The following is a 13,115-nucleotide window of genomic DNA, read 5'->3' as shown; positions in this document are numbered from 1 at the left end:
CTCCCGAAGATTCGGGGCGTACCGCCCCTTAAGCGCTCATTTGCGCGACCGATTGTAGCAGACCGCCCTCTTTCGCGAAATGGTGGAGTCGCGCGGCGTCTTCGCCCCTGTCGCGGGCGCAAATCTGCTCTATGCTGTTAGACGAGCGATTGAAGACGCACCCGCCAGCCCGGCAAGGCACGGCAAACGTGGTCGATCCGCGCTCGCCCAAAGGAGATCGCATGACGAGCCCATACGAAACGCTCGGTGTCAGCCGCGACGCGACGCAAAAGGACATCCAGAGCGCCTATCGCAAGCTTGCCAAGAAGCTGCACCCGGATCTCAACCCGGGAGACAAGGGCGCGGAAGACCGCTTCAAGGCGGTTTCAGCGGCCTATGCCCTGCTTGGCGACGAGGACAAACGCGGAAAATACGATCGCGGAGAGATCGACGAAACCGGAGCGGAAACGCCGCCCCGGCACTATTACCGCGACTATGCCCAATCCGGAGATACGGGGGCACGCTACGAAAGTGCGCATGGCTTTTCGGATTTTGCCGAGGCCGACGATATCTTTTCGAGCTTCTTTTCGCGGCGTGCGGGCGGACAGCAGCAGCGCCAGCGCGGTCGCGATACCCATTTCTCGATGGAGATCGCATTTCTCGACGCGGCGAACGGCACCAAGACCCAGATCACCCTGCCCGGCGGCGGACCGGCGCTCGACCTGACCATTCCGCCCGGCACGCGTGACGGCCAGACGCTGAGGCTGCGCGGCAAGGGCGAGCCGGGTCGCGATGGCGCACCGGCCGGCGACGCGCTGATCGACATTCGCGTCCGCCCGCATCCGCTCTTTGCCACCGATGGCGACGACGTGCGCTACGAGGTACCGATATCGCTGAGCGAGGCGGTGCTCGGCGGCAAGATCCGCGTTCCGACGATCGATGGCGCCGTCAACGTGTCGATTAATCCGCACACCAACAGCGGCAAGACGCTGCGGCTGAAGGGCAAGGGACTGCACAAGCCGGGCGGCGGCCATGGCGATGCCTATGTCAGCCTGAAGATCGTGCTGCCGCAGACCCCGGACCCGGCGCTTTCGGCCTTCGTCGAAGGCTGGGCCGCCGGCAAGACGGAAGATCCGCGCAAGGGCATGGGAGGATGACCTATGAACGACCGTGAATTCTGCGAACATCTGGATATCGAGGTCAAGGTTTTGCGCATCTGGGTCGAGCAGCGCTGGCTGATGCCCCAGGAGGCCGACGCCGGCTGGCTGTTCGAGGATGCCGACCTTGCGCGCGCGCGGCTGATCCAGGATCTGACGGGCCCCATGGGCGTCAATGACGACGGCGTCGACGTGGCCATGCGGCTGCTCGACCAGGTCCACAGCCTGCGTGGCCGCCTGACCGTGTTGATGAACGCCATTCGCTCCCAGGAGCCGGCGGTTCAAAAGCTCATCCTGTCGCGCGCCGAAGAGGACTAGGCGACGGCCGGCTCTTTCAGCAGCCCGATCGTTTCGGCGACAAACAGGGTATCGACGAACTCCGTCAGGTCGACGATCCGATCGTCGCGGAACGTGAACTTGTCGATGATCTCGGTTCGCTCGCGGGTCTGCGACGGGATGAAGCGAACAAAGCCGGCGCGGTGGACGACGACGGTATCACCATCGGCATAGCAGCCGACCATCTCCATCTCGCTCAGGTCCCAATTGTTGACGAGCGTCGCGAAACTGTCGCGCACCGTTTCCGGTGTGTTGACGGCAAGCGCCATCGTGCCGAGCCTGCCGCTTCCGACGATGCGGAAGCTGAAGTCCGGATCGAGTTGCGCCATCATCGTGTCGAGGTCGTTCACATTGCGGGCGAGATAAAGGGCCCGCACCCTGAATTCCAGCATGCTTCGCTCGGTCATCACAACCTCCCGTTTCTATTAGAACGAGTGTGTTTTAACTTTAGCGATCGCGCAAGTATTAGTGATGTGCCGGCTCGCTCCGCACGGGTCGCGGCGACCATCGTTAGAGTTTTCCTAAAATGCAACCACCAGTTTTTACTCGCCTTCAGGTGAAACTGAGCGACAAGAGTGGATTGCTAACGGGAAGGCAGGAAAGACGTGACTCAGATCGTCACAGTATCCGCAACGACGGCGGCCTATGCGGCGGAAGCGCTGAAGCCGTCCGCACGCGTGCGTGGCGACGGTCCGACCGACGAAGCGATCACGTTGCTCTCGGCGCGGCGCACCGAAGAGCCCAAGCTGACGCCAGTCTCGATCCCCAACACCAAAGGCGCCCTGCCCCTCTCTTTCATGCTGGCCACGGCCGACGGGCGTCTGCCGGAGCGCTCGGAATCCGAAGCCCTGCGCCGCTATCTCGAATTCATGCGCGACGACGACGGTGGTTCCGAGAAGCAGGAAAACGAAGGCCGGCAGGATGAACCCGCCGGCCAGGAGGATGAGAGCGACGCCGCTTGAGCGGCATCGCGATTTCTCGGGTCAATGATGCTTCTGGCCGCCGGCTGCCTCGCCGCCCTTGGCCGAGCCCACCGGGAAAGTCGCATCGACCTTGCCGGCCTTTTCGAAGACGAGCGTGACGGGAACCGTTTCGCCTTCCTTGAAGGGCGTCTTCACGTCCATGAACATCAGGTGCAGGCCGCCGGCCTTGAGCTCGACCGTTTCGCCGGCCGGCAATGCCACGCCGTCGTCCAGCTTGCGCATCCGCATCACGTCGTTTTCCATCTTCATCTCATGGATCTCGACCCGTGCGGCCGCGGGGCTCTCGACAGCAACGAGCCGATCTTCACCTGCCCCACCGTTCTTGATCGTCAGGAAACCGCCACCGACTTTGGCACCGGGCAGCATGGCCTTAACCGAGCCGCCGGTGATATCGAGATCGCCGACCTTCGCCGAGCCGCCGGCTGTAGCCATATGCCCGCCATGGCCAGCATGCGGATCGGCGGCATCGGCCATCGTTACCGTGACGGTCGGCGCCGGGCTTTTCAGGTCATGCGCATTTTGGCCCTCGGCCGCCACCTGGTCCCAGACGACCTTGCCTTCGGTGCCGCAAAGCTGCGTGGTCGGGAAGGCGAGCACCGTCTCCTTGTCGAAGCCCGAGACTTTGCCGCGCACGACGAAGGTGTCGTAATATTCGTCGGGAAGATTGCCGCCCTTCCAGCGGATCTCCAGCGGGCCGGATGTGACCTTCTTGCCGTGATTGTCGTAGGTTTTCTGGTAGTCGCCCTTGATGATCTCGATCTCCCAGCCGGGCTTCGGCTGCGGCTGGGCGAAGACGAAACCTTCCGGCAGCTTGATCTGTACTTCCGTCGTCGGCTTGCCGTCGCAGCCATGGGGAACCTGCAGCACCGCCTTGAAGGTGCTCTCCACCGGCGCCGTGTCCTTCTCGAAGGTGGCGTGGGCGTGGGCGATGCCGCTTGCGGCAAGGGTAAGGCCGAGCGAAAGCGAAGCGATCCTGGTCTTTGTCATGTCGTAATCTCCTGACCACGCGCCGGGCTTTGCCCGATGTCCGGTGGTCCAAGCCGCTTGAACGCGGCAAATTGTATTGGGATGCGAGAGGAGAATTACGAGCGCGCTGGAGGCCCGCGCGAAGGCGGCAGCAGCCGCAGATGCTGATGGGGTGCCGCGTTTACAGCGGCGATCGGAGAAACCTGCCACGCGCCCGTTTCGGCGCGAAGGCTCTCGGTTGGCGGAGCCGGCAGCAGAATGGAGCCCGAAAGACGGCAGGCCTCGCAGATCGGGGCCATCGCCTGGCCCTTGCCGCTTTCATGGTCGACGCCATCCATGCCGAAGCAGATTTCAGCGATCGTTCCGTCAGGCAGCTGATAGGCGGAAATTTCAGCCGGGCTCAGTTTCTTGGCGCTGAGCGGCTTGTGGGCGAAGGTCAGGAAAACGAGCGCAAAGACGGCGATCAGCCGCACTGCTATCCCGAATTTTCCGTCGCGCCCTGTCATGGTTATCCCCAGTATCTGTCTTGGGTTATCCTCAACCGGAGAAGAATGCAAAGGCAGAATTGCCGCACCCGGCTCGGCTGCGTCTTTTGGTCGTGCGACAAAAATGTGTTTCAGCGCGACACCGCCCCCTTGCCAACATCCCGCCTTCGCCGTTATCTGGAGACGATCTTGTTGGGAGAAGCCGGCTCAAACCGGTGCCGAAGGAGCAACCGCCCCGGAAACTCTCAGGCCAAAGGACCAGCAAGGTGCCGGTAGGACTCTGGAGAGAAGCGTTTTAACGCTCGCCGAAGGGATAACAATCTCAGGCAAAGGGACAGAGGGGGCTCGAATCGACGGCGATTGACGCCGGAAGTGTGAGCCGGCGCGGGAGCGCCAGACCTGGAGGCCGGATTTGGAAAACAATCCTCATTTGAAACAGACGCCGCTGCATGCGCTGCACCTTTCGCTGGGCGCGCGCATGGTACCCTTTGCCGGTTACGACATGCCGGTGCAGTACCCCGATGGCGTGATGAAGGAACACCAGCACACCCGTGTTGCCGCCGGTCTCTTCGACGTCTCGCATATGGGCCAGGTCATCGTGCGTCCGAAGTCCGGCAAGGTCGAGGACGCAGCGCTTGCGCTTGAAAAGCTGGTGCCGGTGGACGTTCTCGGTCTTGGCGAAGGCCGGCAGCGCTATGCGATCTTCACCAATGCCGAAGGCGGCATCCTCGACGACCTGATGATCGCCAACCGCGGCGATCACCTGTTCCTCGTTGTCAACGCCGCCTGCAAGGATCAGGATTTCGAGCATCTGAAGTCCGGCCTTGCCGACACCTGCGACGTCACCATGCTCGACGACCGCGCGCTGATCGCGCTGCAGGGACCGCATGCCGAAGCCGTTCTTGGCGAACTCTGGGCCGATGTTTCCGGCATGCGCTTCATGGATGTCGCCGAAGCGGACCTTCACGACGTCACCTGCATCATTTCGCGCTCGGGCTATACCGGCGAGGACGGTTTCGAGATTTCCATTCCCGCAGCTTCCGCCGTCGATGTGACACAACGGCTGCTGGAACATCCCGATGTCAAGCCGATCGGTCTTGGCGCGCGCGATTCGCTGCGTCTGGAAGCGGGCCTTTGTCTCTATGGCAACGACATCGACACCACGACCACGCCGGTCGAGGGCGCCATCGAATGGGCGATGCAGAAGGCGCGACGCGCCGGCGGCGCCCGGGCGGGCGGCTTCCCCGGTGCCGACCGCATCCTCTCGCAGCTCGCTGACGGCGCCTCGCGTCGCCGCGTCGGCCTGAAACCTGAGGGACGCGCGCCGGTTCGCGGCGGCGCCAATCTCTTTGCCGATGCCGAGGGCAAGACCCCGGTCGGTCAGGTGACCTCGGGCGGTTTCGGCCCCTCCGTCGATGGCCCCGTCGCGATGGGCTATGTCGATGCCGGCCACACGGACGTCGGCACCACCCTTTTTGCGGAAGTGCGCGGCAAGTACCTGCCCCTGGCGGTCGCTGCCCTTCCCTTCGTCAAACAAACCTACAAACGCTGATCAGGAGAGAGCGATAATGTTGAAGTTCACCGACGAACACGAGTGGCTGAAGGTCGAAGCTGGCGTTGCAACGGTCGGCATCACCGAGCACGCAGCCGGCCAGCTCGGCGACCTTGTCTTCGTGGAATTGCCGGAAACCGGCTCCACCTTCGCCAAGGGCGACACGGCGGCAACGGTCGAGTCCGTCAAGGCGGCGTCCGACGTCTATTGTCCACTTGACGGCGAAATCGTCGAAGTCAACCAGGCGATCGTCGACGACCCGTCGCTGGTCAACAGCGACCCGCAGGGCGCCGCCTGGTTCTTCAAGCTCAAGCTTGCCGATCCGAACGCAGCCGACGCCCTTCTCGACGAAGCGGCCTACAAGGAGCTCGTCGCCTGATGAGCATGCCCAAGGATTTCACCTTTACGGACTACAAGCCGTATGACTTTGCCAATCGGCGTCATATCGGCCCGTCGCCGGCCGAAATGGACGAGATGCTGAAGGTCGTCGGTTATCCGACGCTTGACGCGCTGATCGACGACACCGTGCCGCCGTCGATCCGCCAGAAGACGCCGCTTGCCTGGGGCGCGCCGATGACCGAGCGCGAGGCGCTCGACAAGATGCGCGAGACGGCCAACCGCAACCAGAAGCTCGTGTCGCTGATCGGCCAGGGCTACTACGGCACGATCACGCCGCCTGTTATCCAGCGCAACATCCTGGAAAACCCGGCCTGGTACACGGCCTACACGCCCTACCAGCCGGAAATCAGCCAGGGCCGCCTCGAGGCGCTGCTCAACTACCAGACGATGGTCTGCGACCTGACCGGCCTCGACGTCGCCAACGCCTCGCTTCTCGATGAAGCGACGGCAGCCGCTGAAGCCATGGCCATGGCCGAGCGCGTTTCGAAGTCGAAGGCCAAGTCGTTCTTCGTCGACGAAAACTGCCACCCGCAGACGATCGCACTGCTGAAGACCCGCGCCGAGCCGCTCGGCTGGCAGATCGTCATCGGCAATCCCTTCACCGATCTCGATCCGGTCGACGTCTTCGGAGCGATCTTCCAGTATCCGGGCACCTACGGCCAGGTGAACGATTTCACCGGCCTGATCGCGCGTCTGCACCAGACCGGTGCGATCGCAACTGTTGCCGCCGATCCGCTGGCGCTGGCGCTTTTGAAGTCGCCTGGCGAAATGGGCGCCGATATCGCCATCGGCTGCACCCAGCGCTTCGGCGTTCCGGTCGGCTATGGTGGCCCGCATGCGGCCTATATGGCCGTCAAGGACGCGCACAAGCGTTCGATGCCCGGTCGTCTGGTCGGCGTTTCGGTCGATGCCCGCGGCAACCGCGCCTATCGCCTGTCGCTGCAGACCCGCGAACAGCATATCCGCCGCGAAAAGGCGACGTCGAACATCTGCACCGCGCAGGTACTGCTCGCCGTCATGGCCTCGATGTACGCCGTCTTCCATGGCCCGAAGGGCATCAAGGCGATCGCCCAGAGCGTTCACCAGAAGACCGTTCGTCTCGCCATGGGCCTCGAAAAGCTCGGCTACACCGTTGAGCCGGATGTCTTCTTCGACACGATCACCGTCGAAGTCGGCAAGCTGCAGGGCATCATCCTCAAGACCGCGGTCGCCGAGGAAGTGAACCTGCGCAAGATCGGCGAAACCAAGATCGGCATCAGCCTGGACGAGCGCTCGCGCCCCGTCACGCTCGAAGCCGTCTGGCGCGCCTTCGGTGGCGACTTCAAGGTGGAAGAGTTCGAGCCGGGTTACCGTCTGCCGGAGGCGCTGCTGCGCACCAGCGAATACCTGACGCACCCGATCTTCCACATGAACCGCGCCGAAAGCGAGATGACGCGCTACATCCGCCGGCTGTCCGACCGCGACCTCGCGCTCGACCGGGCGATGATCCCGCTCGGCTCCTGCACGATGAAGCTGAACGCGACGGCGGAAATGCTGCCGATCACCTGGCCGGAATTTGCGGAGATCCATCCGTTCGTGCCGAAGGATCAGGCGGCTGGTTACCAGCACATGATCGAGGACCTGTCGGAAAAGCTCTGCGCGGTCACCGGCTATGATGCGATCTCGATGCAGCCGAACTCCGGTGCTCAAGGTGAATATGCCGGTCTCCTGACGATCCGTGCCTATCACCTCGCGCAGGGCAACGCCCATCGCGACGTCTGCCTGATCCCGACCTCGGCGCACGGCACCAACCCTGCCTCGGCCCAGATGGCCGGCATGAAGGTCGTCGTCATCAAGGTCAGCGAAAACGGCGACATCGACATGGACGATTTCCGTGCGAAAGCCGAGCAGTACGCCGAAAACCTCTCGTGCTGCATGATCACCTACCCCTCGACGCACGGCGTGTTCGAGGAGAACGTGCGTGAAGTCTGCGAGATCGTGCACAAGCACGGCGGCCAGGTCTACATGGACGGCGCCAACATGAACGCCATGGTCGGCCTTGCCCGCCCAGGCGACATCGGCTCCGACGTCAGCCACCTGAACCTGCACAAGACTTTCTGTATCCCGCACGGCGGCGGCGGTCCCGGCATGGGCCCGATCGGCGTCAAGGCGCACCTGGCACCCTACCTGCCCGGCCACCCGGAAACGGACGGCCAGGACGGTGCGGTTTCGGCAGCTCCCTTCGGCTCGGCCTCGATCCTGCCGATCTCCTGGAGCTACTGCCTGATGATGGGCGGCGAAGGCCTGACCCAGGCGACCAAGGTGGCGATCCTCAACGCCAACTACATCGCTGCCCGGCTCAAGGGCGCCTATGAGGTGCTCTACAAGTCGTCCAAGGGCCGTGTTGCGCATGAGTGCATCATCGACACCCGTCCGCTGGTCGAAAGCGCCGGCGTCACCGTCGACGACGTCGCCAAGCGCCTGATCGACTGCGGTTTCCACGCTCCGACCATGAGCTGGCCGGTTGCCGGCACGCTGATGATCGAGCCGACGGAATCGGAGACCAAGGCCGAAATCGACCGCTTCTGCGAGGCGATGCTGGCGATCCGCGAGGAAGCCCGTGCGATCGAAGAAGGCCGCATGGACAAGACCAACAACCCGCTGAAGAACGCTCCGCACACGGTCGAAGACCTGGTGGGCGAATGGGATCGTCCCTATTCGCGCGAGCAGGCCTGCTACCCGCCGGGCGCCTTCCGGGTCGACAAGTACTGGTCGCCGGTCAATCGCGTCGACAATGTCTTCGGTGACCGCAACCTCGTCTGCACCTGCCCGCCGCTGGAAAGCTACGCGGAAGCCGCAGAGTAACGACATCGACCGGCGGAGCAGCAATGTTCCGCCGGTTGTCTTTCCGGCGCGCCTGCGCCCGGATGGATGCGCCGCATCTGCGCTCCGCCTGATTCCCCAGAGATCTTGACGTGTCACGCCCGTAGCGTGCGGGCCGCAGCTATCGGCGCGCGCTCATGCCCGCTGGCAGGATCGTGCTTTCGACCCAGAAGCGGATGAAGGCCTCGGCAAAGCGGCGATACTCGATGACCGAGGAGGGTTTTGCCGCATAGGCATTGGCGCCGGCACCGTAGCACTGAAGCACGTCGGCCGGATTGATCGAGGACGTCAGCACGATGATCGGGATCAGCGCAGTGGCGCGGCTCTTGCGCACACGCCTTAGAAGCTCGATGCCGTCGCTGCCGGGCAGCTTGATATCCATCAGCATGTAGTCGAAATGCCCGCTGGCGAGCTGCCCTAGGGCCTCATCCGCATCGGTCGCCAGAACGAGTTTGATCGATTTATCGACCTGGGCAAAGGCGCGCATCACGAAACGCGCATCGTGCGCGTCGTCTTCCACCAAGAGCAATCGCTTTGGCGTCGAGGTCACCTTGTTCCGCCCTACTTCGCCTTCCTCAGCCACCTCGGAAGCAACACGATGAAACGTGCGCCTTCTCGGAAGCTCGTGTCAAGGCAGATCGAACCGCCATGGCTTTCGGCGATGCGTTTGGCGAGCGACAGGCCGATTCCGGTACCGCCATAGACCGTCTCATCCTTGTGCAGCCGCTGGAACACTTCGAAGATTCGGGTCGCAAACCGCGGATCGATGCCGATGCCGTTGTCCTCCACCACCAGTTCCACCGTCTGGTGCAAATTGTTGCCGTGAATGCGGATGACCGGGCGACGGTCGGCGTGCCGGTACTTGATCGCATTGCCGACCAGGTTCTGGACCAGGCGGCGCAGCAACTCGGGATCCCCCTCCAGTTCCGGCAGCGGGCCGACATCGAAGGTAGCGTTGGCGTCGCTGGCGTCACCGGCAAGGATAGCCAGCGTCTCCGAGACGACGTCGCTCAGCTTCACCTCGGTCCAGTCGGTGATGCGATGCGCGATCTGCGCATAGTCGAGCAAACTGTCGACCACTCGGTTCATGCGCCGGACGCTGTCGCGCAAGTGCCGGGCATGTTCGGCAAGTTCGGTCTGATTGCCTGCCTTGAGGTCGTCTTCGATCATCTCGGAGAACATCGAGATGTGCCGAAGCGGAGCCTTGAGGTCGTGGGAGACGGTGGCGGTGAACTGATCGAGCGCTTCGTTCTTGTGCTCCAGTTCCTGTCGTTGCCGCTCGAGCGCGAGTTCGGCGCGCTTCAGGTCCGTGACATCGACACGCGCGACGACCGTGTTGCCGTCCTTGGCCTTGATGTTTTCAACCCGCAGCCAGCGGTCGTCGGCATAGCGGTGGATTTTCGGCTTTCCGTCCGGATAGCGGAAATCGCGCAGCCGCGAGGCGATCCACTCGTCGCCTTCGCGCGTGCCCGGCAAGGCGTCCGGGTAATGACCGCCCTGGCGCGCCAAGAGCAGGATTTCCTCGGCGGTGATGCCGGGCTTGAGTGCCTGGCCGGCAGGCCCGCAGATCGCCTGATAAGCCCGGTTATAGACGACCAGCCGTTCCTCCCGGTCGAAGATGGCAAAGCCTTCGGGCATCGCTTCGAGCGCCGCATTCAGCATCTCGGAAGCCTTCTGCCGTTCGCTCACGGCCTCGGTCAGGTCCGAAATGTCTCTGATGATGCCGATGAGCGCCAGTTCTTCGCCGGCGTCGTTGATCAGCGGCGTCGTGCGCAGATGCCCCGAAAACGTCGAGCCGTCGCGCCGGACATAAAGGTAGTTCGAGGATCGGGGCGCGGTTTCGTCCACGCGCGCCGCCCGGTTCTGCAGGCGCTTGGCGTATTCCGCGTCGGTCGCGTAGATCAGGCGTACGGACTTGTCGATGAACTCCGCAGCCGGATAGCCGAACTGGCGGAGCGCTGCATTGTTCGCGGAACGGATGATCCGCTCGGCGTCGATGATAATCACGGGATCGGGAAACGTTTCGTAGAGCGCCTTGAAGACGAGATCTTCGTTCAACGCCGCCATGTCCCTCTCCCTATTCCATAGACGTGTATCTCAGCAGAAAAAAGGCCCGGCGAAAACCGGGCCGACCTATCCAATTGAAGGAATGGTAAAACTTAGTTGGCGCGCACGACGGCGTCGCCCTGCGCGGCAAGTGCCGCCAGATCGGCCGGCTTCAACTCGACCGATTCACCGCACCCGCAGGCGGATGTCTGGTTGGGATTGTGGAAGGTGAAGCCGGAACGCAGCGTCGTCACTTCGAAATCCATCTGCGTGCCGAGCAGATAGAGCACCGCTTCCGGCGCAATCCAAACCTTGGCGCCCTGATGCTCGATCAGATCGTCCTTGGGATTGGGTTCGGTCACGAGATCAACGGCATATTCCATGCCGGCGCAGCCACCCTTCTTGATGCCGACGCGAATGCCCTTGGCATCGGCGCCGGAATTCTCGACGATCGCGCGCACGCGGCCAGCAGCAGCATCGGTCAGGCTCATCACGGCAAAGCCCATGGGCTCATTCTCCTTGTCGTCACCGGGGTAAAGGCCCGGCGCCTTACAGAATCAAATGTAGTATCCGTGCCTTAACGGATCAATATGGCAGGGCTCAGTACCAGCCGACGGCGACCTGTGCTTCCTCGGACATGCGGTCCGGCGTCCACGGCGGATCGAAAGTCATCTTGACCTCGACACCCGAGACACCCTCGACGGCGCCGACGGCATTCTCGACCCAGCCCGGCATCTCGCCCGCCACCGGGCAACCGGGTGCGGTCAGCGTCATGTCGATCTTGACCATGCGGTCGTCTTCGATGTCGATCTTGTAGATCAGGCCCAGTTCGAAGATGTCGGCCGGGATTTCCGGGTCGTAGACGGTCTTCAGCGCGGCAATGATATCGTCGCTGAGGCGTGCAATTTCTTCGGCCGGAATCGCCGAATGGACGATGCCTTCACGAACGTCGATCTTTTCTTCCGTAGCATCAAGGCTCATGTCAGGCCTCCTGAACTTTCTCTTCTGGTTCAAAGATTTATGAGAAGTCTTTGAACCTTCTATATATTATTCCTCAAGCGAAAAACTTGCGAGCGTGTTCCAGCGCCTCGACCAGAGCATCGACTTCCGCCCGGGTATTATAAAGGCCGAAGGATGCACGGCATGTGGAGGTGACGCCAAAGCGTTTCAAGAGCGGCTGGGCGCAATGCGTGCCGGCGCGAACGGCGACACCTGCGCGGTCGATCACCATCGACACATCGTGCGAATGGATGCCGGCAAGCTCGAAGGCAAAGATGCTGCCCTTGTCGGGCGTATTGCCGAAGACCCTGAGCGAGTTGACCGCCGACAGGCGCTCGCGCGCATAGGCCGTCAGGTCCGCCTCGTGGGCCTGTATGGCTGCCCGTCCGAGCTTTTCCATATAGTCGAGTGCGTAGCCAAGACCGATCGCTTGCACGATCGGCGGCGTGCCGGCTTCGAAGCGATGCGGCGGATCGTTGTAGGTGACGGTGTCTTCCGTGACCACTTCGATCATCTCGCCGCCACCAAGGAACGGCCGCATCTCTTTCAGACGATCGGTCTTGCCGTAGAGCACGCCGATGCCCGAGGGACCGTAGAGCTTGTGGCCGGTCATCACGTACCAGTCGCAGTCGATGTCCTGAACATCGACCGGCATGTGCACGGCGCCCTGGCTGCCATCGACGAGCACCGGAATGCCGCGCTCACGGGCGATGCGGCAGATTTCCTTGACCGGAACGACGGTTCCGAGCGCATTCGACATATGGGTGATGGCGATGAGCTTGGTCTTGTCGGTCAGGCACTTGACGAAATCTTCGACATGCAGCGCGCCGTCGTCATCCACCGGGATCCAGACGAGCTTGGCGCCCTGGCGCTCGCGGATGAAGTGCCAGGGAACGATGTTGGAGTGGTGCTCCATGATGGAGAGCACGATCTCGTCGCCCTCGCCAAGGACAGGCATGCCGTAGCCATAGGCGACCGTGTTGATCGCCTCGGTCGAGGACTTGGTGAAGATGACGTTGTCGACGGATGGGGCGTTGAGGAAACGGCGCACCTTTTCGCGCGCCGCCTCATAGGCTTCCGTCGCGGCATTCGACAGGAAATGCAGGCCGCGATGGACGTTGGCGTATTCGTTGGAATAGGCATGGGAGATCGCATCGATCACGACCTGCGGCTTCTGTGCCGATGCGCCGTTGTCGAGATAGACAAGCGGCTTGCCGTAGACGGTTTTCGACAGGATCGGGAAATCCTTGCGGATCGCTTCGACGTCGTAGGCAGGCACCGGTACAGTGTGTTCCATGTCTCTTAATCCAATTGCCCTGGAGCGCCGCGCGTCCCTTAAGACGCGCTAAGC

At 62.6% G+C, this 13,115-nt stretch carries 14 protein-coding genes and 1 riboswitch; of the genes, 6 read left to right on the top strand and 8 right to left on the bottom strand.

Annotated elements, in window-relative coordinates; all coding sequences use genetic code 11:
- Window positions 1-221: 221 nt before the first annotated feature.
- Entirely contained in the window at window positions 222-1,136 is a 915-nt protein-coding gene (locus JVX98_RS12380) for a DnaJ C-terminal domain-containing protein (RefSeq protein ID WP_205238764.1), read from the top strand.
- A gap of 3 nt (window positions 1,137-1,139) precedes the next feature.
- The gene (locus tag JVX98_RS12375) at window positions 1,140-1,454 is read left to right on the top strand and encodes a chaperone modulator CbpM (RefSeq protein WP_043614393.1); all 315 of its coding nucleotides are present in this window, start codon (window positions 1,140-1,142) and stop codon (window positions 1,452-1,454) included.
- On the opposite strand, the gene JVX98_RS12370 is transcribed toward JVX98_RS12375, so the two are convergent.
- The gene (locus JVX98_RS12370) at window positions 1,451-1,879 is read right to left on the bottom strand and encodes a nuclear transport factor 2 family protein (protein ID WP_192446178.1); all 429 of its coding nucleotides are present in this window, start codon (window positions 1,877-1,879) and stop codon (window positions 1,451-1,453) included. The two genes, JVX98_RS12375 and JVX98_RS12370, sit on opposite strands and share 4 nt — an antisense overlap.
- 198 nt (window positions 1,880-2,077) lie before the next feature.
- Between JVX98_RS12370 and JVX98_RS12365 the strand changes: the two genes are divergently transcribed.
- Window positions 2,078-2,434 carry a hypothetical protein gene (locus JVX98_RS12365; RefSeq protein WP_205238763.1) on the top strand — a complete coding sequence of 119 codons (357 nt, stop codon included), beginning with the start codon at window positions 2,078-2,080 and terminating at the stop codon, window positions 2,432-2,434.
- Between the two features lie 21 nt (window positions 2,435-2,455).
- Here JVX98_RS12365 and JVX98_RS12360 read toward each other — a convergent pair whose 3' ends face one another.
- Entirely contained in the window at window positions 2,456-3,442 is a 987-nt protein-coding gene (locus JVX98_RS12360) for a DUF1775 domain-containing protein (protein WP_205238762.1), read from the bottom strand.
- A gap of 95 nt (window positions 3,443-3,537) precedes the next feature.
- The gene (locus JVX98_RS12355; RefSeq protein WP_205238761.1) at window positions 3,538-3,927 is read right to left on the bottom strand and encodes a hypothetical protein; all 390 of its coding nucleotides are present in this window, start codon (window positions 3,925-3,927) and stop codon (window positions 3,538-3,540) included.
- Window positions 3,928-4,089: 162 nt separating this feature from the next.
- Window positions 4,090-4,177: riboswitch (glycine riboswitch) on the top strand.
- 141 nt (window positions 4,178-4,318) lie between these two features.
- Between JVX98_RS12355 and gcvT the strand changes: the two genes are divergently transcribed.
- From gcvT to gcvP, 3 genes are read left to right on the top strand one after another with little or no spacing between them, the layout of a single operon-like run.
- A complete protein-coding gene (gene gcvT / locus JVX98_RS12350; RefSeq protein WP_205238760.1) occupies window positions 4,319-5,458 on the top strand; it encodes a glycine cleavage system aminomethyltransferase GcvT in 1,140 nt (379 codons plus the stop codon).
- 16 nt (window positions 5,459-5,474) lie between these two features.
- Window positions 5,475-5,837 (top strand): glycine cleavage system protein GcvH, encoded by a 363-nt coding sequence (gcvH, locus tag JVX98_RS12345; RefSeq protein ID WP_025427112.1) that lies wholly within the window; start codon window positions 5,475-5,477, stop codon window positions 5,835-5,837.
- The gene (gene gcvP, locus JVX98_RS12340; protein WP_192446183.1) at window positions 5,837-8,701 is read left to right on the top strand and encodes an aminomethyl-transferring glycine dehydrogenase; all 2,865 of its coding nucleotides are present in this window, start codon (window positions 5,837-5,839) and stop codon (window positions 8,699-8,701) included. Before gcvH ends, gcvP begins: the two co-directional genes overlap by 1 nt.
- Window positions 8,702-8,840: 139 nt before the next feature.
- On the opposite strand, the gene JVX98_RS12335 is transcribed toward gcvP, so the two are convergent.
- The 5 genes from JVX98_RS12335 to JVX98_RS12315 all read right to left on the bottom strand — a co-directional run bounded on the left by JVX98_RS12335 (window position 8,841) and on the right by JVX98_RS12315 (window position 13,061).
- Complete coding sequence (locus JVX98_RS12335) at window positions 8,841-9,269, bottom strand: response regulator (protein WP_205238759.1); 429 nt, start codon at window positions 9,267-9,269, stop codon at window positions 8,841-8,843.
- 11 nt (window positions 9,270-9,280) lie between these two features.
- Entirely contained in the window at window positions 9,281-10,786 is a 1,506-nt protein-coding gene (locus JVX98_RS12330; RefSeq protein ID WP_205238758.1) for an ATP-binding protein, read from the bottom strand.
- 92 nt (window positions 10,787-10,878) lie between these two features.
- Complete coding sequence (sufA, locus tag JVX98_RS12325; protein WP_034794319.1) at window positions 10,879-11,271, bottom strand: Fe-S cluster assembly scaffold SufA; 393 nt, start codon at window positions 11,269-11,271, stop codon at window positions 10,879-10,881.
- A gap of 94 nt (window positions 11,272-11,365) precedes the next feature.
- On the bottom strand, window positions 11,366-11,746 hold the full coding sequence (locus JVX98_RS12320; protein ID WP_043614418.1) for an SUF system Fe-S cluster assembly protein: 381 nt from the start codon (window positions 11,744-11,746) through the stop codon (window positions 11,366-11,368).
- Between the two features lie 73 nt (window positions 11,747-11,819).
- Complete coding sequence (locus JVX98_RS12315; RefSeq protein ID WP_205238757.1) at window positions 11,820-13,061, bottom strand: cysteine desulfurase; 1,242 nt, start codon at window positions 13,059-13,061, stop codon at window positions 11,820-11,822.
- Window positions 13,062-13,115: the final 54 nt, after the last annotated feature.

Origin of the sequence: Ensifer sp. PDNC004 (assembly GCF_016919405.1) — a bacterium.
Taxonomy (GTDB): Bacteria; Pseudomonadota; Alphaproteobacteria; order Rhizobiales; family Rhizobiaceae; genus Ensifer.
The sequence above is the reverse complement of the archived record's forward strand: the minus strand, read 5'-3'. Positions and strand labels throughout refer to the sequence as shown.